This window comes from Fervidobacterium nodosum Rt17-B1, from assembly GCF_000017545.1.
Taxonomy (GTDB): Bacteria; Thermotogota; Thermotogae; order Thermotogales; family Fervidobacteriaceae; genus Fervidobacterium; species Fervidobacterium nodosum.
This window is the reverse complement of sequence record NC_009718.1, coordinates 1,042,138-1,066,224: the sequence shown is the minus strand read 5'-3', so window position 1 is coordinate 1,066,224 and position 24,087 is coordinate 1,042,138. Positions and strand designations below refer to the sequence as shown.

The 24,087-nt window shown below is 35.6% G+C and carries 22 protein-coding genes and 2 tRNA genes; 16 read left to right on the top strand and 8 right to left on the bottom strand.

Annotation, left to right across the window (positions count from 1 at the left end):
* Positions 1 to 5 precede the first annotated feature (5 nt).
* The 16 genes from aspC to FNOD_RS05005 all read left to right on the top strand — a co-directional run bounded on the left by aspC (position 6) and on the right by FNOD_RS05005 (position 16,188).
* Complete coding sequence (gene aspC / locus FNOD_RS05075) at positions 6 to 1,145, top strand: aspartate aminotransferase (protein WP_011994138.1); 1,140 nt, start codon at positions 6 to 8, stop codon at positions 1,143 to 1,145.
* Positions 1,146 to 1,356: 211 nt separating this feature from the next.
* Positions 1,357 to 1,533 carry a hypothetical protein gene (locus FNOD_RS09590; RefSeq protein WP_164541715.1) on the top strand — a complete coding sequence of 59 codons (177 nt, stop codon included), beginning with the start codon at positions 1,357 to 1,359 and terminating at the stop codon, positions 1,531 to 1,533.
* Positions 1,487 to 2,221, top strand: a complete 735-nt coding sequence (locus FNOD_RS05070; protein ID WP_011994137.1) for an ATP-binding cassette domain-containing protein — start codon at positions 1,487 to 1,489, stop codon at positions 2,219 to 2,221. The genes FNOD_RS09590 and FNOD_RS05070 overlap by 47 nt, the downstream gene beginning before the upstream one ends.
* A complete protein-coding gene (locus tag FNOD_RS05065) occupies positions 2,218 to 3,174 on the top strand; it encodes a 1-phosphofructokinase family hexose kinase (protein ID WP_011994136.1) in 957 nt (318 codons plus the stop codon). The genes FNOD_RS05070 and FNOD_RS05065 overlap by 4 nt, the downstream gene beginning before the upstream one ends.
* Before the next feature lies 1 nt (position 3,175).
* Positions 3,176 to 3,643 (top strand): CBS domain-containing protein, encoded by a 468-nt coding sequence (locus FNOD_RS05060; RefSeq protein WP_011994135.1) that lies wholly within the window; start codon positions 3,176 to 3,178, stop codon positions 3,641 to 3,643.
* A 5-nt stretch (positions 3,644 to 3,648) separates the two neighbouring features.
* Positions 3,649 to 4,956 (top strand): tRNA (N(6)-L-threonylcarbamoyladenosine(37)-C(2))-methylthiotransferase MtaB, encoded by a 1,308-nt coding sequence (gene mtaB, locus FNOD_RS05055; protein ID WP_041256905.1) that lies wholly within the window; start codon positions 3,649 to 3,651, stop codon positions 4,954 to 4,956.
* Positions 4,928 to 5,677, top strand: coding sequence for an aminotransferase class IV (locus FNOD_RS05050; RefSeq protein WP_011994133.1), 750 nt, complete (start codon positions 4,928 to 4,930; stop codon positions 5,675 to 5,677). Before mtaB ends, FNOD_RS05050 begins: the two co-directional genes overlap by 29 nt.
* Positions 5,665 to 5,943, top strand: a complete 279-nt coding sequence (locus tag FNOD_RS05045) for a DciA family protein (protein WP_011994132.1) — start codon at positions 5,665 to 5,667, stop codon at positions 5,941 to 5,943. Before FNOD_RS05050 ends, FNOD_RS05045 begins: the two co-directional genes overlap by 13 nt.
* Before the next feature lie 47 nt (positions 5,944 to 5,990).
* Positions 5,991 to 7,943, top strand: coding sequence for a DNA topoisomerase (ATP-hydrolyzing) subunit B (gene gyrB / locus FNOD_RS05040; protein ID WP_011994131.1), 1,953 nt, complete (start codon positions 5,991 to 5,993; stop codon positions 7,941 to 7,943).
* A 180-nt stretch (positions 7,944 to 8,123) separates the two neighbouring features.
* On the top strand, positions 8,124 to 8,363 hold the full coding sequence (locus FNOD_RS05035) for a S4 domain-containing protein (protein ID WP_011994130.1): 240 nt from the start codon (positions 8,124 to 8,126) through the stop codon (positions 8,361 to 8,363).
* 44 nt (positions 8,364 to 8,407) lie between these two features.
* Complete coding sequence (locus FNOD_RS05030; protein WP_011994129.1) at positions 8,408 to 10,744, top strand: diguanylate cyclase domain-containing protein; 2,337 nt, start codon at positions 8,408 to 8,410, stop codon at positions 10,742 to 10,744.
* 115 nt (positions 10,745 to 10,859) lie between these two features.
* Positions 10,860 to 12,557, top strand: a complete 1,698-nt coding sequence (locus FNOD_RS05025; protein ID WP_049751095.1) for an ABC transporter ATP-binding protein — start codon at positions 10,860 to 10,862, stop codon at positions 12,555 to 12,557.
* Positions 12,557 to 13,429, top strand: coding sequence for a LipS2 family lipoyl synthase (locus FNOD_RS05020; RefSeq protein ID WP_011994127.1), 873 nt, complete (start codon positions 12,557 to 12,559; stop codon positions 13,427 to 13,429). Before FNOD_RS05025 ends, FNOD_RS05020 begins: the two co-directional genes overlap by 1 nt.
* 34 nt (positions 13,430 to 13,463) lie before the next feature.
* Positions 13,464 to 14,231, top strand: coding sequence for a flagellar biosynthetic protein FliR (locus FNOD_RS05015; protein WP_011994126.1), 768 nt, complete (start codon positions 13,464 to 13,466; stop codon positions 14,229 to 14,231).
* Positions 14,232 to 14,257: 26 nt separating this feature from the next.
* Entirely contained in the window at positions 14,258 to 15,412 is a 1,155-nt protein-coding gene (gene flhB, locus FNOD_RS05010) for a flagellar biosynthesis protein FlhB (protein ID WP_011994125.1), read from the top strand.
* Complete coding sequence (locus FNOD_RS05005) at positions 15,409 to 16,188, top strand: hypothetical protein (protein WP_011994124.1); 780 nt, start codon at positions 15,409 to 15,411, stop codon at positions 16,186 to 16,188. Before flhB ends, FNOD_RS05005 begins: the two co-directional genes overlap by 4 nt.
* A gap of 40 nt (positions 16,189 to 16,228) precedes the next feature.
* On the opposite strand, the gene FNOD_RS05000 is transcribed toward FNOD_RS05005, so the two are convergent.
* From FNOD_RS05000 to surE, 8 genes are all read right to left on the bottom strand, one after another.
* Positions 16,229 to 16,305 (bottom strand) — tRNA-Met (locus tag FNOD_RS05000).
* Between the two features lie 41 nt (positions 16,306 to 16,346).
* Positions 16,347 to 16,436 (bottom strand) — tRNA-Leu (locus FNOD_RS04995).
* A 35-nt stretch (positions 16,437 to 16,471) separates the two neighbouring features.
* Entirely contained in the window at positions 16,472 to 18,196 is a 1,725-nt protein-coding gene (locus tag FNOD_RS04990) for a phospho-sugar mutase (RefSeq protein ID WP_011994123.1), read from the bottom strand.
* A 39-nt stretch (positions 18,197 to 18,235) separates the two neighbouring features.
* Complete coding sequence (locus FNOD_RS04985) at positions 18,236 to 19,000, bottom strand: SIMPL domain-containing protein (RefSeq protein ID WP_011994122.1); 765 nt, start codon at positions 18,998 to 19,000, stop codon at positions 18,236 to 18,238.
* A 134-nt stretch (positions 19,001 to 19,134) separates the two neighbouring features.
* On the bottom strand, positions 19,135 to 22,347 hold the full coding sequence (locus FNOD_RS04980; RefSeq protein ID WP_011994121.1) for a DUF3201 domain-containing protein: 3,213 nt from the start codon (positions 22,345 to 22,347) through the stop codon (positions 19,135 to 19,137).
* A 191-nt stretch (positions 22,348 to 22,538) separates the two neighbouring features.
* Complete coding sequence (locus FNOD_RS04975) at positions 22,539 to 22,790, bottom strand: hypothetical protein (protein WP_011994120.1); 252 nt, start codon at positions 22,788 to 22,790, stop codon at positions 22,539 to 22,541.
* Positions 22,791 to 22,814: 24 nt separating this feature from the next.
* Positions 22,815 to 23,327, bottom strand: coding sequence for a peptide deformylase (gene def / locus FNOD_RS04970; protein WP_011994119.1), 513 nt, complete (start codon positions 23,325 to 23,327; stop codon positions 22,815 to 22,817).
* Entirely contained in the window at positions 23,305 to 24,084 is a 780-nt protein-coding gene (surE, locus tag FNOD_RS04965) for a 5'/3'-nucleotidase SurE (protein WP_011994118.1), read from the bottom strand. Before surE ends, def begins: the two co-directional genes overlap by 23 nt.
* Positions 24,085 to 24,087: the final 3 nt, after the last annotated feature.

Genomic DNA, 24,087 nt, shown 5'->3' with positions numbered 1-24,087 from the left:
TAAATATGCATCCTGTTGATTTAATAGCTCCTTCAAAAACATTAGAGGTAGATTCTCTTGCAAAAAAACTCATATCTGAAGGTAAAGATGTTGTCAACTTAACGGCTGGAGAACCTGATTTTCAAACGCCAAGACCTATTATTGAAGAAGCAATTAATGCGCTTAATAAAGGACTTACAAAGTACACAGACAGTAATGGAATATTACCTTTAAGGGAAGCAATCTCAAAATACTTAAAAGAAAAGAAAAAAGTTCAATTTACTCCTGATGAAATTGTTGTGAGTAACGGGGGAAAACAGGCGCTTTTCAATGCTTTTGCCTCAATTCTTGATGAAGGTGATGAAGCTATACTCTTTGCGCCGTACTGGGTTAGTTACCCTGCTCAAATAACAATGGTCAGAGCGAAACCAGTTGTAGTTAGAACAAGTTTTGAAAGGCAATTTGTCCCAACCGTGGACGAATTACTTTCAGCGATAACTCTTAAAACAAAATTGATAGTTGTAAATTCACCAAACAACCCATCGGGTGGAATTTACGATTATGAAACAATGAAAGCAATTGCAGACATAGCCAACGAAAAGAGAATATACGTAATAAGTGACGAAGTTTATGATGATTTAGTTTACGAAGGTAATCATGTTTCAATGTATGGTCTTGTAGATGACGATTTATTGATATACGTGAACGCATTCAGCAAATCGCACGCGATGACTGGTTGGCGGGTTGGATACGTCGCGACAAAGAATAAAGATATCAAAAAGAGAATTTCTAAAATACAAAGTCACTTAAGTTCTAACATAAACACAACCGCTCAATATGCAGCTATCAAAGCGTGTGAAACTGACAATTCTTACATGATTGAAGAATTTAAAAAAAGAAGAAAATTTGTTGTTGAAAAAGCGGAAGAATATGGCCTTTCTTTTGTAGAACCAAAAGGTGCATTTTACTTGTTCTTCAAAGTCAAAGGTAGCGATGAGGAATTTTGCAAACGATTGCTTTCAGAAAAGTTAGTAGCGACAGTTCCTGGAAGCGCTTTTGATATGCCAGGCTTTGTAAGAATGAGTTTTGCAACAAATATTGAAACTCTCGATAAAGGCTTAAAAAGAATAAAGGAATTTATGGAAGAATGGGATAAAAATTTCTAATGCTTTAAACTTTTTGACTTTGGCAGGTTAAAAATTAAAAAACATAAAACTAAGGTGAGGCACTCTTTAAAGGGTGTCTCACCTTAGTTTTTTATTAATAAAACTTAACTTAAGAAGCAGAAAATTAAAAAAGCATACAAGACCTTTTAACTGAAAAATGGTATAATATTATCGAAAAAAGAAAAATAGAAATCAAAAAGGGGATGAAATGATGCAGAAGTTAAAAAAGAAAACTCAGGAAAAGATATTATCTCAGTATGAACTTATAAAATTAGCAAATCTTGGTAACGAAAAGGCCCAGGAAATGCTTGAGGAAAGATTGAAAGATACGGTGAAAAAAGATGAAAAGAAAAAACAACGAGAGCAAAATATCGAAAATAAAATGTGAGAATTTTTCAGCAAGTGTTGGTGAAAGTGTACTTTTTGAAAACATAAACTTAACTCTCAATGTTGGCAATATAGCAGTTCTTTATGGACCAAGAGGCTCAGGAAAATCCGCTTTCCTGAGAAGTTTTGCGTGCTTAAATAAAGAGATATACCCAGATATAAAGTATTCTGGAAAGATGTACTTTGACGATAAAGACATTCAAAGTATTGATGAAAAAACAATTAGGAGTATTGTAGGGTATCTTGATACAAATTTTTTGGAATCTTTAGATTATATTAATTTGAAAGAGTTGATACATATCGTTTTTGGTCGTGATTTTGAATTCAGTGTTGAAAAATACGCTACTCAGTTAGACGAATTTGGAGTATTAAAAGCTCTTTATAAATTTGAAAAAACACCTCTTTCTGATTTGTATGTGCTTGAAAAAATAGGCCTGTTGTTGTTTATATCCTCGCTTAGAAAGGCTTCTATACTTGTTTTCGATTGCATCCTTGACCATCTTGATGATGAACACGTCGAGTTTGTAACTAAGTTGCTCAAAAACCTTTCAGAAGAGAGGATAATAATATTAGCGACGCGTACATTGAAGAGATTTATAGGGTTGGGGGATATCTTAGTTATTATGAAAAATGGTAGAATGACTTATAACGGTAAACCGGAAGATTACATATTGGGGGTAAAATCATGAAAAAAGTACTTGCAGTTTGCTTAAATCCTGCTTTGGATAGAGAATTTGTGATAGACAACTTCACGTTAGATAAGTTAAACATCGTACCAAACGAAAAAAATAAAATGACACCCGGTGGAAAAGGTGTAAATGTTGCGGTAATACTTTCAAAGTATGCTATTCCTTCAATAGTTACCGGTTTCGTTGGAGGATACGTTGGTAATGTTTTACTTTCTGAGCTTAAAAAGGCTGGTAAAATGATAACGACAAGCTTTGTGCATATAAACGATGAAACACGTGAGAATATAGCAATTGCAGACACAATTAATCACACTCTCACAGAGATAAATTCTGAAGGACCAATTGTCGATTCTTCTTCAATAGAATCTTTTATAAGACGTTACGAAGTTCTCGTACAACAAGTAAGCGCAGTTGTTATTTCCGGAAGTGTACCACGCGGTGTGCCAAATAGTATCTATGGTGAATTGACAAAAATAGCTAAAAAATACAAAAAAACAGTTTTTTGGGAAGCACGTGATGAAATAATAAATGAGTCAATAAAGATATCCTTTCCAGACGTACTAAAATACGATATGAGAAGAAGTGAAAAGATACTAGAAAATATACTGAATACAGAAAAAGAATATATTGAAATGACAAAAGAATTTATAAAACGTGGTGCAAAACTTGTCATACTATCTTACAAAACAATATTCGATTTTGTTGGAACAGCTGATGGAGTTTGGAAATTCTCACCAAAGGTAAATATTGACCATTCGTACTTATTGGGTTCTGGAGATATCTTTGTCGCAAGTATGGTAATGGCTCATCTCGAGGATAAATGTTGCATTGACATGGCAAGATATGGTTACGCTGCAGCAGTCGCTAAAACTACGTACATGGGTAAAGAACCACCTTCAAGGAACGAAATAGAGAGGTTTTTAAGTTTAATAAACAGTGAGAGGGTGGAATAATATGGAAACTTTAAAAGTTAAGGATGTGATGACTTACGATTTAACATTTGTCTTCGAAAATGAAACTGTTGAGCAAGTTATAGATTTACTTGAAAAATCAAGTATGTCTGGAGTTCCGGTTGTTGATAATGATTTAAAAGTCGTTGGTTTTATTAGTGAAGAAGACATAATCAGGGCTTGTTTACCAAGTTATTTCAACTTGCTTCAAACTGCTGCGTTTTTGCCAGATACCAACCTTGTTTTAAGTAATCTTAAGAAAATATCCCGTGACCCTATTGGAAAATACATTTCAAAGCCGGTTTTTACTGTAAAACCCAATGATACAATTCTTTATGTAGCAGATGCATTCATGAGAAAGAATTTCAAGATGATTCCTGTTGTCGATGATAATAATACTTTGATTGGCGTAGTAACGAGAATTTCGGTATTGAAGAGCGCTATAAAGAAAGAAACGGTGGTGAGTGGTTAAAAATTATGAATAAAACGAGGATATCTGTCATAACACAAGGTTGCAAGATGAATCAGTATGAAAGCGAATTAATGATAGAGATGTTGGAAAATGCAGATTATATTGTCATTCCTGAGACAGATATTAACGCTGATATTTACATAATCAATAGTTGCGCGGTAACAGGTGAAGCAGAAAGAAAAGTAAGGCAGACCATTAGGCATATACGAAAAGAAAACCCAGATTCAAAGATAATCCTTACTGGTTGTTATACTCAGATTCCAAGAGAGAGCTCAGAATATGAAACACTTGGAGTAGACTTAGTTCTTGGCAATTCTGAAAAGAAAAGCATTGTGAAATTTTTGAACGAAAATGGTATATATTCAAAAATAGATTATTGGCGTGAAGATGATATCTCTTACGAAATGGTAAAAGATTCTATTGCTGAAAGGTCAAGAGCTTTCATAAAAGTTGAAGATGGATGTAATAATGGTTGTACATATTGCGTTATAAGAAGTCTGAGGGGTACAAGAATTAGAAGCAAACCTATAGAAGTTGTAATCAAAGAAGCAGAGCAACTCATTACTAAAAAACATAAAGAATTAGTTATAACAGGTCTTAACCTTGGTAAGTACGGTAAGGATATCGGTACGAATTTAGCTAAACTACTTAACGAGGTCTCGAAAATAAATGGCGACTTCAGGATAAGATTAAGTTCAATAAACCCTGAAGATTTAGATGATGAACTTATAAATATAATCCTTGAAAACGATAAGATATGCAATCATTTACATATTCCTATCCAAAGTGGTAGCACCAGCGTTCTTAAAAGAATGGGAAGAAACTATACGGCTGATTATTTATTGGGTTTAGTTGAAAAATTAAGGGCAGCTGACCCGCTATTTTCAATAACAACGGACATAATGGTTGGTTTCCCAGGAGAAAGCGAGCAGGAATTTCAAGAAACAATTGATTTGGTATCAAAATTAGAATTCAGCAAAGTTCACGCATTTAGGTTCTCGGAAAGACCTGGCACGAGAGCGGCTCAAATGGACAGAAAGGTACCTGGTAATGTCAAGAAAGATAGAGTTGAAATGCTCATATCACATTCTCAAAATGTCGCAAACGCTTATAAGAGAAAGCTGGTAGGAAAGACAACAACAGTTCTTGTTGAGGGAGTTATGAATGGAATATACATTGGTTACGATGAATATTACATACCACACGAAACAAATGGTGGAATAATTGGCGATTTTGTCAAAACCGTTATACTGTCAGTAACAGCAGAAGGTGTGGTGTCGAAAGTTGCTAAAAAGCAAGTTTCAAACGACTGAACTCATAGAAGTTTTAACCAAAGGGATAGGTGTTTATGAAACATTAAGAACATACAACGATAAACCCTTTGCGGTAAAGGAACATTACAATAGATTATGCAAATCATTATCTTATTTGAAAATCGATCCACCGTCGTTTAAAGAATTTGAAAATCTCGTATATGAGAATCTTTCTGAAAGAATAAGGATTGTTTATGCTTATTCAAACAAATTGGTCAGTTATGTATTCAGAGAGACGGCAGAAGATATGAACGCCGGATACATTAAGATAGATTTTACAAACGTTCGAAGGGCGGATCCATGGAGCATTCCACCAGATTTAAAATCTCTTGGAAGACCGGACATATACCTTGCGCGATTGACAAAAGGGGACAATTATGATGTTATAATGTTAGGAAATAAGGGACAAGTGTGCGAGGGGACTTTTAGCAACGTGTTTATAATCAAGCAAAGAAAGATTATCACCCCATCTCTCGAATCTGGAATACTAGATGGAATAACGAGAATGTATGTAATGAATTTTTTGAAAGAAAAAGGATACACAATCGAAGAACGATTCGTTGAACCTTACGAACTATTTGAATGTGATGAAGTGTTCTTAACTCATACAAGTAGAGGAATAGTACCTGTCAATCAAATTGGAGATATCCAAACCAGATCCTATGAATTAAGTAAAAAGTTATCAGAAGAATTTGAGGGATACATTAAATGCTTACTTTAAAAAACGCCATAAAGGAACTGTCAAGAACAAATTCATTCTTTCAAAAAGTTTACTTTCTTTCCATTCTCAGTGAAAAATCTCAAGAGATATTTGGCCAGATTATAGCAAAACACATTAAATTCATTGAATATAAAGAAGGCACTCTTTCTATTGAGTGTGATGATTGTATTTGGGCTAGCGAAATAAGAAAAATGTCGAGACAAATAAAAAAAAGAATATACAACATCGTGCAAATTAAAGTTGATAAAATTATCGTTAGTTGCTGAGCATTAAATAAGCAAAATATTAAAAATCCCGGTATGGAGGTGTTTTGATGATAGATAGAGTAGACAATCCCACAACAAATGTTAATAATATCAATGAAGCAAGTGATTACAATGCTCAAAATATACAAGTTTTAAAAGGTCTTGAGCCTGTCAGGCAAAGACCGGGTATGTATATTGGTTCAACAGGAAAGAATGGCTTACACCACCTTGTATATGAAATTGTTGATAATAGTATCGACGAAGCCCTTCAAGGATTTTGTGATACTATAAAAGTTACAATAAAGTCCGATGGTTCAGTTGAAGTGGAGGACAACGGTAGAGGTATCCCTGTCGATATCCATCCCGAAACAGGCACAAGCGCTCTAGAAGTAGTCATGACTACGCTTCACGCTGGTGGAAAATTCTCAAAAAGCAGTTACAAAGTTAGTGGTGGTTTACATGGTGTTGGTGCTTCCGTTGTTAATGCGCTTTCTGAGTGGATGGAAGTTGAAGTCCACAGGGATGGGAAAATTTATAGACAAAGGTACGCCAGAGGTGTAAAAACAACAGAAGTTGAGGTTATTGGAGAAACAAACAAGAGAGGAACAATCGTAAGGTTCAAACCAGATAAACTCATATTTACAACTACCGAATTTGATTCGGATACCATATTAACACGCTTAAGAGACTTGGCTTTTCTCAATCCAAGCATAACAATCGAATTTGTTGATGAAAGAAACGATATTAAAAGGACACTCCATTACGCTGGCGGTTTGAAGGAATTTATAGCTCATTTGAATAAAGGTTCAAAAACATTACATGAAGTGGTTGTTATCGATGGTTCTCAACAAGATTGCGAAGTGCATATAGCATTCCAATACACGGATGAAGATGGTGAAACAATAGTTTCATTTGTCAATAATATAAAAACAATCGATGGTGGAACGCACGTTACTGGTTTTAAAACGGCTTTCACAAGAGTTGTTAATGAACTTGGGAAAAAGAAAAATTTAATTAAAGGTGAACCGTTCAAAGGTGAAGATTTACGTGAAGGTATGACCGCTGTTGTTAACGTACTTATGATGGGAACACCTCAATTTGAAGGACAAACAAAATCAAAACTTGGAAATGAAGAAATCCAAGATGCCGTTGCAAAAGTTGTAAGGGATAAACTAACCGATTATTTCGAAGTTAACGAAACAGTTTTAAAGATAATCATTCAAAAAGCCCAACAAGCAAGAGAAGCAAGAGAAGCTGCAAAAAGAGCAAGGGAAGCCGTAAAAAGGAAGAGCGCGCTTGGCGCGTCAACATTGCCGGGTAAACTTGCTGACTGTATAACCAAAAATTTCGAGGAGGCAGAACTATTTATTGTTGAGGGAGATTCCGCAGGTGGTAGTGCAAAACAAGCTAGAGATAGAAACTTCCAAGCCATTTTACCACTCAGGGGAAAAATACTAAACGTTGAAAAGAGCAGTGAATTAAAACTTCTCAAAAATGAACAGGTAAAAGATATAATAATGGCTATTGGTGGAGGGATTGGCGAGAATTTTGACACAAGCAAACTTAGATACGGAAAAATTGTTATAATGACCGATGCTGACGTTGATGGCGCGCACATACGAACGCTCCTCTTAGCCTTATTCTACAGGTACATGAGACAACTAATAGAAGAAGAGAGAATATACATAGCAATGCCACCTTTGTACAAACTGTCTATAAGCGGAGAAAAACCGATGTATCTATATTCCGATGAAGAATTGAACGAAATGATAAACATAGCTAAGCAAAATAACAAAAGATATGAAGTCCAGAGGTACAAAGGTCTTGGTGAAATGAACCCTGAACAACTTTGGGAAACCACGATGAATCCGAAAACAAGAAAGATAATAAAAGTAAAGATAGAAGACGCGGAAGAAGCAGACAGCCTTTTCGAAATACTTATGGGTAAAGATCCTGAAGAACGAAGAGAATACATAATGAGACACGCAAGACAACTTAGCTTAGTCGATTTAGATGTCTAATATATGATATATTTTCAAAAATTCCGCGAAAAATCATTTTCAGCAATCTCGGTCCAACGTGACCGAGATTTTTGTTAATTCACCTTGTCACTTAATGCTATTTCAAAAAGCTTGGTAAAATTCATAAATTGTTCGTATAACGAATAAAAAAAGTGTGGTATAATTTTAAGGGGTGAGTTTATGCGCTTGGATAAGTTTTTAAAGCAAAACAGAATAATAAAAAGAAGAACTGTGGCGCAGGAAGTCTCTAAAGCTGGACTTGTAAAAAAAGATGGTAGACCGTTGAAACCAAGTTACGAAGTTAAACCCGGTGATATTCTCGAAATTTCTTATGGCACAAAGATAATAATTGTTAAAGTCACGGATGATATGAAATATGAGGTATTGGAGGAAAAAACAATAAAAATTGAAGAGTGGTAATATTAAGTAAAAAAATAAAAAATGAAAAGTGAGGAGGTTATTAAATGCGTAGCTTGGTTGAAAACCACATAGGTGATTTTCTTGATATTTTAACATATCAAAAAAAAGAATGGATCGAATTTTGGAAAAAGCTTCCTTATAAGCCAATTACCGACAACTATGCTAACAAATTCGACGGTTTCTATGAGAAACTTTTATCTATAAGCAGAAATGAACTTACCGAGCTTTCGCATTGGTATGACGAAAATAAAGAAAATATAAGAGATGAGCTCACAGTTCGCATCAGAAAGAGCGCGCGCGATTTTCAGCTTTCTAAGGAAGATTTTGTGATTTACCTTATCGTTGGTATTGGTGAGAAGGATTGGATTGTTGTTGACGGGAAGAGTGAAAAAGTTATCGTTTTTGATGTGTACTCCATATGGAAGAAAGGTAAAATAGACAAGCTTGCAGATGCCATATATCAATCGGTTGTCCACTTTAGGCATGGAGAACTTGAAGGAAATTATTACGATAAATCAGAGATTTTCGAATATTTGAAAAAACAAATAGTATCTGCCAAAAACGAAAATTTACTTGAGATGATTTGTAAATTGCTTGATGAACATGTCCCATACTACAACTGGACAGGTTTTTACCTTATGGACGATGAAGGAATGCTAGTCCTTGGTCCATACGTGGGTGAACCTACAGAACACGTTAGAATTCCTGTTGGAAAGGGTATATGTGGTCAGGCGGCAGATACAAAACTTACCTTCATTGTGCAAGATGTTTCGCAAGAGACAAATTATCTTTCTTGCAGCCCTCATGTGAAGAGTGAAATTGTTGTACCTATATTTAGAAATGATGGAAGCGTATTTGGTGAAATAGACATAGATAGTCATTACATTGCTCCATTCGATAATAGAGATAAAGAATTTCTTGAATGGATCGCAAAGCAATTGATGGTTAGGACTGTACATTGGGATGAATTTAAAAGGCGTATAAAGATTGCTTACATAGACAGTTATTTATCATATCTGTTAAGTGAAATAATAAAGTACAATGTGACTTACTTTGTTGACTTGTACGTTTTCAACGACCCAAATAAAGTTCCAGAAAATCTATTTAAACTTTGGAGAATTTCTGAAAAACTTTCATGTTCTGAAATTAAAAACATCTATGTTGTTGACAAAGTAGAAGAACAAAGAGCGGTTTTGTATTCAGAAATTGATAGTATATCTCTTGATTACAATATACTTAACCTACCACCTCAAGATGTTGTGTTTTACATGATAAAAAATCTAAGGGAAGAAATGGCCAAAAAATTGTTCTATATTCATTACCAAGCAACAAGACTTGCGCAAAGCTTTATAAACTCCAAATTAATTATTAAGTATACTCTTAATAAAGATTCAAATATAAACACTATACTTTACGCATTTCTCACAGGTATAACTGCCGGTTACGCAGGTTCTTTCAATAGAGCAATGTTCTTTTATTATACCGATGAGAAGTTTGTTTTCCAAAAAGCCATTGGTCCAAGAACACAGGAAGAGGCTAATAGGATATGGGAAGCGATAGAAGATATCGAACTTAATATGAAAGACTTTTTAGATACTGTGTCTAAAGATTTCAGATCGGCTCTTGAATTACTTTACGAGGGAAAAACTATAGAACTTGATGTTGTTAAAAAATACACCGATGGAGAGGCTCACGTAATTTCCAAGGAAGAGATTCCAGAACTTGCTGAAACATTTGATATATTAAAAGAGTTCGCGCTTGTCACTGTCAAAAGCGGTGAAAATATACTTGGATTGATTATAGCTGATAACAATTTCGATTTAAAACCTATCAGTGACTATCAACTCACCGTTCTAAAAGACCTTGCTGACCAGATGGCTTTTATACTTGAAAACAGAAGGTTTTTTGAGACAGTGAAAGAAAAAGCGGAGATTGATGTATTGACTGGGTTGAAGACACGAAGAACATTCGAGGAATTTATTCAGAACATTCCACTTAACAGTTTTTCACTAGCGTTTTTAGACTTGAACAAATTTAAGATGATTAACGATATGTATGGACATGAGAAAGGCGATGAAATTTTGAAGAAATTTGGTAAGTGTATAAATATGAACATACGAAAAACAGATATCGCGTTCCGTTATGGTGGTGATGAAGTCATAATTATACTCAATACAACTGAAGAAACTATCGTCGAAAAGGTAATTGGAAGGATATTAGATTGCTTTAGTTCTTCAGCGGGTATGACATTTTCAACAGGTGTTGCAATCTATCCTGCGGAAGGGGATATCAACAAGGTATTGAAACTTGCAGATGAAAGATGTTATAAATCCAAAATAACTGGAAAGATAGAATTCGAAGATAGTGAACTAAATTCCTAAGGGGTGAGCTATTTTGGAGATTAAACAGCAAAAAGAAGCGGAAGATAGAGAAAGCAAAGTTAAAAAAACTGTCTTTTTTAGATTATTGAAGTATTCGTTCCCTTATTTCCATTTAATGATTGTCGCTATACTGATAGTCATTACTTTGACTTATCTTACACTCATGCCTCCACAAATCGTTCGAAAGGCAATTAATACTTATATACTTTCCCAGGAACTGTCCGCAGCGGATAAGCTTGCAGGTATCTCAAGACAGGCTTTGTTATTTTTAATTGTTTCTGGTGGTATATTTCTCTTTGAATATTTGTCTATCTTTGTTACGACTTACATAGGCGGAAAAATCGTTTACGATATTCGAAGACAGCTTTATGACCATATACTTAGACTTCCAATGTCGTTTTTCGACAGACATCCCAGTGGGCAGATAACAACGAGAATAACGAGCGATACGCAGAATGTCCAGGAGTTTTTCACCTCAGTTATCACAAGTATTATTAACGATGTTTTTCTATTGACTGGTGTTATTATAATGATGTGGAGTATAAGCTCCAGGCTATTTTTGGATATCATTTACGTATTTCCACTTATAATAATCGCTATGGTAGTGTTTAGATATTTTGATATAAAAGCGTACAGAGCCGTTAGGGCTGGTATTGCGAAGATAAACGCGTACATTGCTGAAAATCTTGCTGGAATGCCTGTAACAAAACTTTTTAATGCTGAAGAGTTTAAAAGAAAAGAATTTGATAAAGTTAATAGAGAATTGTACAAATCACGTATGAACCAGTTGTATGTATTTGGTATATTCAGGCCACTGATAAACTTTCTTTATTACCTCACCATGTCTTTGATAATATGGTTCGGCTCAAAGTACATACTAAACAAAGTTTTGAATTTCGGTGATTTATTTGCTTTTGTTTCGTACATCGACACTTTCATGAGGCCAATAGAAGATTTGTCAGAAAAGTACGATATCATACAAAACACAACGGCAAGTGCGGAGAAGATATTTGCACTACTTGATGAGCCAACGGAAGAAATTCATACGCAAGGGAATGTATCAGAAATAAAGGAAGGCAAGATAGAATTCAAAAACGTTTGGTTCACGTATGACAATGAAAGATGGATATTGAAAGACGTTAACTTAAAATTCCATCCCGGAGAATTAGTCGCTATCGTTGGTGAAACTGGCGCAGGTAAGACTACTATAATGAACCTTATAAACGGTATGTACAGAGCACAGCAAGGAAGCATCTTGATAGATGATGTCCCACTTGAAATGTACGATTTACAAATGCTTAGAAAACAAGTTTCCGCGGTCCCTCAAGATGTTGTTTTATTCAGTGGAACATTGCTTGATAATATAAGACTATTCCACGAAGAATACTCGGAAAGTGATGTTTATAAAGCACTTGAGAAGGTTCAGGCGTTGGATATCATTGAGAGACTTCCGAAGGGTGTTTACACGGAAATTGTTGAGCGTGGAAAAGGTATATCTGCCGGTGAACGACAACTGATTGCCCTTGCAAGGTCTGTACTTTTCGGTGCAAAGATATTCATATTAGACGAAGCGACGAGTAACATCGATGTTGAAACAGAGCACAGAATCCAAAAAGCAGTCAGAGAACTATCAAAAGAAAACACGGTAATAATGATTGCTCACAGATTGTCAACAGTTGTCGAAGCTGACAGAATAATAGTCGTTGCTGATGGTCAAATAGCTGAGGAGGGTAAACACCTTGAACTTCTCAGAAAACGTGGAGCGTATTATAGACTGTACGAGATACAATTTGCAAAGGAAGGTATAGCGTAATGGTTCTAAGAGCTTCATTTTGGACTTGGAAACTTCTGAACGGCGAAAAAATTCCAGACGAAATGCCAACCGCCTATCTCATGTTAGACGGTGATTGCTTATACGATTGCGCTTATTGCACACATGCAAAAAGCTCGAAGACAGACCCTTCTTACCTTTCGAGGGTTACATGGAAAGAAATTAATATCGAGAATTTATTGGCTAATACAAAACTGTTCAAAAGAATATGCGTCCAAACGGTAAATTACAAAGCATATGCAAAAGACATACTCAGTTTAGTTCAAAAAATAAGGGAAATAGACAAAGAAGTACTTATATCCGTTTCAACGCGTGTCGCGAATAAACAAGAATTAGATACATTTATGAATTCTGGAATTGACCAAGTTGGGATAGCGATAGATATTGTAAATGCAAACTTGCATAGGCTTTACAGAGGTTGGCCCATTGATTACACATTAGAATTAATTAGTTATGGAGCTTTGAAATACGAAGGAAGAATAACAACGCACATCATAGTTGGACTTGGCGAAAACGATATGGAATTGTACGAAATCTTCAAAAAGATGAAAAGTTTAAACGTCCAGATAGCGTTATTTGCATTTACACCTGTTAAAGGCACGAAATTAGAAAAGTCGTCCCAACCAACACTTGAAAGATATAGGAAAATCCAGATTCTCAGATACATAATGTTTGATAAAAATCAAGAGCCAGAAATTAAATTTGACGAAAACGGGTACATATCTGATATAAAATACGAACAAATTCCAGACATCCAAAACGCATTTTTAACCTCAGGTTGTACTCACTGCACAAGACCATATTACAACGACAAACCTACCAACAAAGTGTTGTATAATTATCATAAGGGATAAAACATACGCCTCCGAGAATTAATTGGGGTGAAGCATGGACATTTACGCACTGCTTCAAAGATACGCGCTTAGCTGGGGGCTTATTTTAACAAGGCTCACAGGAATGATGGTTATAGCACTTATGTTTGCTGGATTTTCACTACCATTAGAAATAATGGTAGTTTTGCTTTTGGCTCTCAGTTACGTAACATTACCTATGGTAAATATAATGGTTCCGATAACTTTACCGATATCCACATTAGTCATATCCCTGCTTTTTAATTTCTTTATAGGCTTTGTCATAGGTTTAATGGCTTACACAATCGTAGGTGCGGTCTATATTGGTAGTGAAATTTTCGGTATACAATCTGGTTTTAACGTAAGTGGCTCACTCGATCCAACGATGGAAGAATCCCCCATTACAAGTGAGTTTGTCTACCTTATATCCGTTTACGTATTTGTTTCCTTAAAAGGACATCTAATTATCTACTCAAGTGTGGTAAAATCGATAGAGAAATTCCCGCTTGTCATAACGGACATACCATTTAAAGAAATAAACAGCCAGTACTTTGAATTATTTATGGATGCGTTTATTTTTTCGCTCCAAATTGCACTTCCACTCATCGGCTTAATGTTTTTAATCAACGTGCTCTTTGGAATACTATCACGCCTTGTTCCTCAGATGAACGTCTTTATGGTTGCAATGCCAGCGAGTACCATGATAATGTTTTTACTGTTAGTTACCATGATACCTGTGTGGATTGAGATGATTACTAGAATGATTTACAAACTTGAGCCGTATATTAGTAGATTATTGAAATAGTTTAAAAATTAGGAGGTATAAGTTTTTTGATATCAAAAATTGAAAAATTTGAACCGGTTAAATTAAGCGTAAATAGAATAGATAGAATAGATAGAATAGATAGAATAGATATACAACTCTTCGCAGACCCTGACAAAACAGAGAAAGCGACACCAAGAAAGCGTCAGAAGGCACGTGAAGAAGGTCAGGTCCCAATTTCGAGGGAATTGGTATCTGGTCTTGGATTTCTATTTGCTTCCATGGTTTTTATTTTACTTGGGAAAAGATTAATCGACGCACTTATCACAAGTACACAGAGTGTTTTTGAAATAAGTGATAATGATATAAGAACTCTTGAAGACTTTATCATATACGCATCTCAGACATTTAGACCAGCATTCTTAGTTGTTGCCATTCTTGTTTTAGGAACCGCGCTTTTTTCACTTATTATAGGACTTTTACAGACAAGATTTTTGTTTACTTTCAAACCATTGAAAATGGATTTAAATAGACTTAACCCCATCACTGGATTAAAGAGAATGTTTTCTTTAAGGTCTTTATTTGAGCTTTTGAAAGCTATTTTGAAACTCGCGATAATTGGTTTCGTTGGGTACAGTGTGATAAAGGGTAATTTTGATAAAGTTTTATTAACTGTGGATAGCAGTTTAATTGATGGAACCTTAATTATGTGGGGTGTGCTTTCAGAATTAATAATAAAATGTGGCATAGCACTTATAGTAGTTTCCATAGCGGATTATTACTACTCAAGGTACGAATACGAACAAAACATCAAGATGACTAAGCAAGAAATAAAGGAAGAGTTTAAAGAAATAGAAGGTAATCCCGAAATAAAACGTAGACAAAGACAAATAATGATGCAGTTTGCAATGCACAGAATGATGCAGGAAGTTCCAAAAGCTAGTGTTGTTATAACGAACCCGACACACTTTGCCTGCGCTCTAAAATACGACCCAGAAGAAGATTTCGCTCCAAAGCTTGTAGCTAAGGGAGTAGATAAAGTTGCGTTGAGGATAATAGACATAGCAAGGAAGAACGACGTACCAATAGTTAGAAACCCAAGACTTGCCCGTGAGATATACTACAGCACAGAATTAGGTGATATAATACCAGAGAAACTTTACAAAGCGGTTGCTGAGGTATTAGCATACGTTTATACATTAAGAGAGGGAAGAATCACGTGAAAGTATACTTTGACCCAAATATTTCATTTAATGAATTGATCGATTACTATGCGCCTATAATAATAGATATAAACGGGAAGAAATTCATTGATTTGCACTCAATGAGCATAATTAACTTACTTGGTATAAGTTACAGTTTCAATACCACTGAGGAAATGTTTGGAATGATATTTTCTGTTTTTGAATTCGATAACACTAATATTGATATTCCTACAGATAATTTAATAGAACTAAATGAAGAAAATTTCGAAAAATTCAAAATTTCAAATTTGATTTCACTTCAGCAAATGTACCAAATGGCCTTTCCCGGTCAATACGTATTAAAACTTGAAAACACGCCAAACAACCTTGAATTTTTGGTATCGCTCTGTCCGCAGTATGTATTAGACAAAAAAGAATACTTTCAGAATAAAGAATTTGAAATACTCCTTGAAATGGTTATCTTTTTAGAACTTAAAAAGTTTGCCGAAAGGACAAATGTAGATTTTTCAATGCCACAGCCATTTATATTTATTTTCGACCTTTCCAAAGTCAGTCTTGAAAAAGCTCACATACTTATTGACGAAATTCAAAAATTGAATAAAATACTCACAAATAAAGTAGATGCCATCTATGAATATGCAAAAGATAAAATAAAAGCACTTGAAAAGCTATTCCAAAGTATAGATAGAAAATCATTTTCAAAGTTACTTTACATTTTTGCTTCTATAGACGACATTATTTCCGATCTTCAAGTGCTTAAAAACTTACTTTCGGAGATAGAGAAAATAGAATAGAAAAAAGAAGGCACTGGTTAAACCAGTGCCTTCTTAGTTCTGGTAGCGGGGGTGGGATTTGAACCCACGACCTTTGGGTTATGAGCCCAACGAGCTGCCAGACTGCTCTACCCCGCGACGTATAATGTATCTCAATAAGATTCCAAATTGCATCCATCTGGTGCCGGGGATCGGAGTCGAACCGACACGGGGATTCGCTCCCCAGCGGATTTTAAGTCCGCTGCGTCTGCCAATTCCGCCACCCCGGCTCCGATGGATATTATATCTCTATAAATTTGTTTTGTCAAGCTTCGTTTATTATTTTTAATAGAGTGTCTTTTATCAATGATAATTTTTTCTTTGATTCTGTCTCTATTTTATCGACTGTGTAAATGTAAACTTTAAGCTTTGGCTCTGTTCCAGATGGTCTTATAGCATACCAAGAGCCATCACTTAGGAAGAACCTTAATACGTTGGACTCTGGGATATGTTTTTCTACTTCACCAATGACATTGCCGTTTCTGTCGTAAACCTTTCTTTCTTTGTAATCTATGTATTCTACTAATTCAAGAGGACCTATTTCTTTTGGGAATTTCTTTCTGAAAACTTCCATGATTCTTCTTATCTTTTCCATACCTTTTAATCCTTCATATATCATTGAGAAGTTGCCCTCAAAATAGTATCCGAACTTTTTGTAGAGTGATTCAAGGACATCTACCAATGTTTTTCCTTGTTTTTTGTAGTAAGCTGCCATTTCGGAGATTAACATGGACATCATTACACCGTCTTTATCACGTACAAAATTACCTGTGACATACCCTATACTTTCTTCGTACCCAAATTGGAATGAGTACTTGTCTTCGAGCATGTTCTCAAGTCCGCAGATATTCTTGAAACCTGTAAGTGTTTCAAAAGTCTCTACACCATATTGCTTAGCTATCAATTTTCCAAGGTCCCCAGTAACAATGGATTTTATTATAATTCCATTTTTTGGCAATAAGCCTTTTTCTTTCCTTTGTGAAAGCAGGTACTCAATGAGCAACGCTCCTGTTTGGTTACCGTTGAGTGGTACGTAATCTCCATTGTGTTTTACCATAACCGCGTTTCTATCTGCGTCTGGGTCTGTTGCGAGTATTAAATCTGCGTCTTTTTCTTTCGCGTATTTCAATGCTAGGTCAAATGCCTTTAGATCTTCTGGATTTGGATATTCAACAGTTGGAAATTCGCCATTTGGTTCTTCCTGTTCTGGGATTATCGTGAAATTAGTGAAACCTCTTTTTGTGAGAATATACCTTACAAACCTTCCGCCAGTCCCGTGGAGAGGTGTGTATATAATCGATATGTTTTTATCTATATTCTCATCGTTAAGTGATAAGCCAAGTACTTTCTCAAAGTATGCTTCGTCTATCTCTTTCCCAACTATCTTGATTAACCCCTTACTAATCGCTTCGTCGAAATCCATCTTTTTAATTTTTCCAAAATCATCTATCTTCCTTATGTTTTCTTCAATAGGTTCCGCTATATCATCCATTATCTGGGAACCTTGTTCCCAGTAAACTTTGTAACCGTTGTATTCTGGTGGGTTATGACTTGCCGTTATAACTATTCCAGAAGCGGTTTTTAAATGCCTAACGGCGTAAGAAAGTATAGGAGTTGGTCTGATATCGTCGAATAGATAAACTTGGACACCATTTGCCGCTAGTATTTGAGCTGTAGTCCTTGCGAATTCTCTTGACATTCGTCTTACATCGTAAGCTATAACAACACCGCGTTTTGCGTATTCTTCTCCTCTGCTTAAGATATACTCAGCAAGGCCTTGCGTAGCTTTTCCAACCGTGTATATATTCATCCTGTTCGTTCCTGCGCCTATCTTACCTCTCAGACCAGCTGTACCAAATTCAAGTTCAAAAAGAAATCTTTCCTTTATCTCTTCATCGTTGTTAGCAATAGACCTTAATTCATTTTTTGTTTCCTCATCAACATGAGGGCTTTCAAGCCACTTTCTGTATTCAGCCATGTAATCTCTCATCAGTTCTACCTCCCTTTAGATGTACTTTTCAAAATTTTACTATTTAGCTTCAAACACAACATTCACAGTTACCATTATTTCTTTTTCCAAAGTTGATGTGTCGTATGAGCCATAATCACTTATTTCAACACTATTCGGGGCAAGAACTTGTACAACACCACTTCTCGCGCTAAGGACTTTTCCAACTTTTAACCCACCGCTTTTCGCAATTTCTTCCGCTCTTCTCCGTGCGTCCTTGACGGCTTCCGATAAGAGTTGAACTCTTTTTTCTGGAAGTTTTGAGTAATAATACTCAACAGGGAAAGATTGGAAAGCGATTCCTGTATCCAAAATCTTTTGGATTATACTCTTCGATTTTTGAGCTATATGTTCTACATCCTTTGTTTCCACGTATATTTGTTGAGTGAGTATGTAGAACCGTTCAGTTTGACGTTCTGGGTCAACGTAAAGCTCGTTTACACTAATTGCGGAAATTGTTATCTCATCTTCCGATATACCATTTTCTTTAAAAATCTCGAGCACATTTTTTTCAAAAGATTTTATCAATTTGAATCCTTCTTCAAGTTTTGATTCTGTGACCTTTACAGAATAATTCGAAGACCATTTCGCCAAATCCGATATTACGCGTTCCCTTGCAGAACCTGTTACAGTTAATGTTTTTTGAGGAATTCTCGATAGATAGAAAAGATAACCGAAAATTGACATTCCAATTATGAACGCCAAGCCTAATATGATACTTGCGAAAAACAACGGACGTTTAAATATTCCTACGTTATTCATGTCCTTTGCGTTTTTTTCCACCATGCCAATCGCCCCCCTAAAGTTGAAAACAATTTAGAATCATAGATATTATAGCACAACATTCGCTTTGATGATTAAAACAAAAAAGCTACCAGAAATTATCTGGTAGCTTTAATCCTTGATTTTTGAAATGGTTTTTAATCCAAGTAAACTTCTATCTTTTCTATTTTCAAATTTCTTACCATTTCTGCATATGGGTTTTCGATTTTATTGTTGTTTAAAGTTATTTTTTCTCCATCTTTTGTATGTAGTACTATCTTTTGTTTTTCTGGATTGAGTTTGTAAGTGTCTTGTTTTGAATAGTTATGGTAAATCACTTTGCATTTGCCAAGGAAGTTGAATGATACCGTGCCGTTTTCATCAAAGAGCCAAGAAGGTAACGCTGGGTTGAAGGTAAGTATCAATTTTCCATTTTCATATCTAAATGGCTTTTCACCGATGAACATAAGCTTCCAAATGCTTAAAAATTCTGCGGTTGCTCCGGATAACCTTGCGACGAAACCGTTACCATGCACGGATTCGTCTGGATTTGCGCTACTCGCTATAAATGAAGAATTTTCGAGCGTGCTTCTACCATACACAGCTGGGTCTAAGAATGGTATGAAAACATTCTTGAAGTCACTGTAAAATTCATCGTATAAGCCGGCTTTTATCACTTCTAGCATGTATTTGTACTCCATATGTAACCATATGGATTCGTTTTCAAGCCAACCTGGTGTAAACGCTTTCGCCCTACCTATTTCAATTGGCTGATCGCTAAGCGACGCGTTAACTTTGTACATCTTAAGCTTTTCATCAAATAACGGGCTTTCTTTGACTTTATGATAGACATTTCTAAGAAATTCTTTACCTTTGTATATCTTGTAAACTTTGAATCCCCTAACGATACCTTCCAAAAATAGAGGCATTTTCTTTTGCTTGAATTTGAGTACTTTAACGTACTTTTGCCCATTTTCTTCGCAAATTATTTCGTATTTTTCAGCCTCATAGTAATAGTAAGCGGGCATAATACCGTTATTTTCTTCTATCGCTTTGTCCAAAGCTTTTAATAATTTATTTCTCAGCTTCTCAAGTCTTTGAGCGAGTTCTTCGCTCTTGCATTCGACTTCTTCACCAGTAAATCCATATTTTGTTTCTTCACGGTATTTTTCCCTTAAATCAGATATATCGTTCCAGTACTTGTAATTTTTAATTTCTAGGTCCTCGTTTGATTTTTCAAATTCTTCCACTAATTTTACTTCTTCATCAATCAATTTACTTACCTCAATTGGCAATAGCACAGCCTTTCCTTTGTAATTGTTAAGTTTTTCTATAACGAAATTCAAAAGTCTAACGAGTTCGAAAGTTTCGTTGACAGAAGAGCCAAATAGTCCCGGTAAGCCGTTGAGCGCATCATACCAACCAGGTTTTCCAGCCTCCATTTCAATTCCAACACCGCACGGGTCTGTGGTTGAAAACTTTATAGCTGCAAGATTGATAAGTTTGGAAATCAACGTTGTTCGATAAATTTCACCTGTGCCTTTAGATATTCTCATAACGTTCTTGTATTCGTTTCTTGACTCGATTAGCTTTCTTTTTTCTTTATCTTCGACAAGAGAATTGTACTGTCTTACCTTTCCATCGACGTAAACGTACCTTCTTTCTCGTGGTAAGACTACCATGTAATTATCGTAATACGTGTAATCTTTATCATCGAAAAGAAGATTTTCCTCCCTATCGGGATAAATCTCTAAATAGCTTTCTATAAGGGCAAGGTTGTACGTCCAATGGTCTGTCCAGAAACCTTCACCATGTACAGCGTCTGTTTCTTCATCTGATATCTCGATAATACGTCTTAGGAATTCCTCCTCGTCAACTTTGAGTGATATATTCTCTCTTTCTAAGAACATAGAAACCTTTCCAGGTGTGAACGTGTTTTTCGATAGGAATTCTTTAACTCTGCTGGTGTAATTTTCTTCGACAAGTTCATCGATTATTCCAAGATTTTCAGGTGATATTTTGTACCTGACTCCGTTGATTACAAGTGGATTGTATCCATCGGTTTGTATAAGGTTCATGAAGAATTTTACATTGTACCTTTCAATGAAAGGATTGAAATAAACGTCGTTTCTTCTGTTTTGATTGACATCTCTGTAGTTTCCATTTCCGCTTGAATAATATTCAGGAAGAAGCACAAAATAGTTATAGTCTCTTTCTAAATCCCCGTGTTTCCTTGAGTATATATGATAAACTCGTGGTTTTTCACCATTTTTGAAAACTATAGGGTAACCACCTCTAAGAAGGTTATCAAGGTAACTCTGCTTGGAATATTCATTGAAAAGTTTTGAAGACGTCTCTGTATCGATATCGCGCGTAATTTCTTTGATTATCTCATTTCCTTCGATGTATTTTTCTTCAAAATACTTTGGATTGGTAAATTTAGATTTATACTCATCAAGTACTGAAGTATCTGGTGCATGACCTGTTACGGAATAAATCTTTATACTCTCACCAGGTTTTAGTGTTACAGAAACAGGCGCGAATGCGCACGGTACTTTATTTGTTTTTATTTGCTTTCTATTTATTAATTCACTCAATGAAACATCAGCGAACACACTTGGATAATCAAAAGACGTGTTGTAACCAAATACAAGGTCTGTATCTATTATCATCTTCGCATGTGTTGTTTCATTGTTATTCTGAATAACCGATGTGTAAAAATTCCCTTCAGAGAATTCTTTTACTTCAACTGTATCTTCCGTAGAAGAACGCATTTTGAAAATGGGAATCCCACTCTCGAGGTTGTAAACTTCCATCCACGCTTTTAATGTGTTACCAACGTGCTTAAGTCCATAATCGTTAATCCCGTAAGGTATAACCGTTGGTAAGCCGTCTAAGACCTCGAGTTGTTTATCACTATCTGAGATATTTTTAAGTGTAACTATCCTTACCAAAGCGGCGATTTTCTCTTGTGAAAGTGTAAAGTAAAGTACGGAAGTCTCTATACCTTTTTCTTGGTTTGTTTCAACCAATTCAAGCTCGTTTATACCGATGTGCATCTTTTGGGAAACAGCCTTATTTTTTGGATATTGGAATGGTTCGTATATCATGCCTTTTTCTTTTATAAACGTTCTAAAACCATGCGTAAATACAGTTTGATAGCTTCTAAAAGCAGGGTGAAATTCCATTATTGGGTTGTCTTTGTGGGCAATACCAAAAGAAGCAATCCCCTGACCTCTGTTGACGTAAAAGACCCACAGCGGAATGCCTTTTTTACCGGCTATTCCCGGTAGGAAACTTGCGAATGGTTTAGATGAATTGTAATTTTCAATAACGAATCTTTGTTTTTCATCGAAATAGTAATTTTTCATAAGTTAAGCCTCCTTTAAACAAGTTCAGGTTTTCAACTTTAGAATGATTATATCAATGTAACTTGTTTCGTAAAAAATGTGTTTTTGTTTAATGGGAGTATTATATTTGCGTTGAAAATAAAAAAACGTCGGGATTTCTTCCCGACGTTTAAAAGCTTACAGTTATTTCTAGCTTTCAGATTTTCTAAAAGTTACTCTTCATGCCCAACTGATTTAAGCCATTCTTTTATATCCATCCCAGTCCATGCCATGACACGCATCTCTGTAATCGCGGTTTCGATAATGTTGTTATAGAGCATTTTAGCTAAGAAATCGTTTGACCTCTTTAGCTCATCAAGAAAATCTTTAAGGTCTTTTTCCGGTAACCCATTTACGCTGATTTTTTTGTTAAGAATATCGAGTTCATAATCTATGGTGAACGTCTTCTTAACTTTTTCCGTCATTTAACCCACCTCCAATTATTTTGTTCACTTTTTTCCTTTACTTTCTTTATTTTTCCTGCTTTCCTCCATTATTTTTTTCAATTGTTGTGCCAAAGCTGTTCTTGTTTTTGAATCTAGATGGTCTATGAAAAGTACTCCATCGAGATGGTCATACTCATGTTGAAAAATTCTCGCTGGATAACCTTCCAAAAGCTCTTCATGGTAGGTTCCGTGTTCATCTTGGTATCGGACTCTAATCCACTTGTGTCTCAACACATCAGCAAAAACACCAGGAACGCTTAAACACCCTTCTTCTCCTAATTCTTTTTCCTCTGACTTTTCTATGATTTCAGGATTGACTATCATCTTAAAACCGCTTCCATCGTCCATTCCAAAGAATCTTAGAGATATACCAACTTGTGGTGCAGCGAGCCCGACGCCATCTTGTTCGTACATCGTCAATTTGAATTCCTCAATTATCGCTCTTACTTGAGCAAAATCTGTTACTGGTTGAGCTTTTTTTCTTAATACAGGATCACCTAAAATTCTTACCGTCACCGTATATTCCCTCCAATTCTTTAAGTAACTCTTCGTTTGTCATAAATATCGTTATGGGAGTTACGGAGATATACCCTTCCTTAAGCGCTTTGTAATCGGCTTTTGGGTCGGGATCATCCTCGATTATATCTCCCAACATCCAATAGTAATCTTTTCCATAAGGGTCTATCCTTTTTTCAAAGTAATCTTCGTATCTTCTCTTGCTTTGTCTTGTCAGCTTCCAACCTTTGATTTGTTCATATGGCACCGAAGGTACGTTTATATTCAAAGCTGTAAATCTTGGTATTCTTTTTACATCGAATTCTTTCAAAAAATTCAATAAGAATCTCGCGCCTGTTTCGTATATTGGGTCTTTGAAATCAGCCACGGAAATAGCTATCGATGGTACTCCGGCTATCGCTCCCTCCAGTGCACCACTGACTGTTCCAGAGTAAACAACATCCGTTCCCAAATTTTCACCACGATTTATACCACTTATCACAACATCTGGCATGATACCCTTGTCTTTGTATATAACGTCAAGTCCTATCTTAACACAATCTGCGGGTGTACCTGAGACTGCGTACATCTCGAATGGCTCGTTTATATCCAACTTCCTTGCCCACAGTGGAAATCTCAACGTTATACCATGCCCCACAGCGCTTTGCTCTGATTCGGGAGCGGAAACAACAACGTAATGCTCTTTACTCAAATATCTGGCGGCGCATAATATACCTGGTGCTGTCACGCCATCATCGTTTACAAGCAGGATGTTCATCCA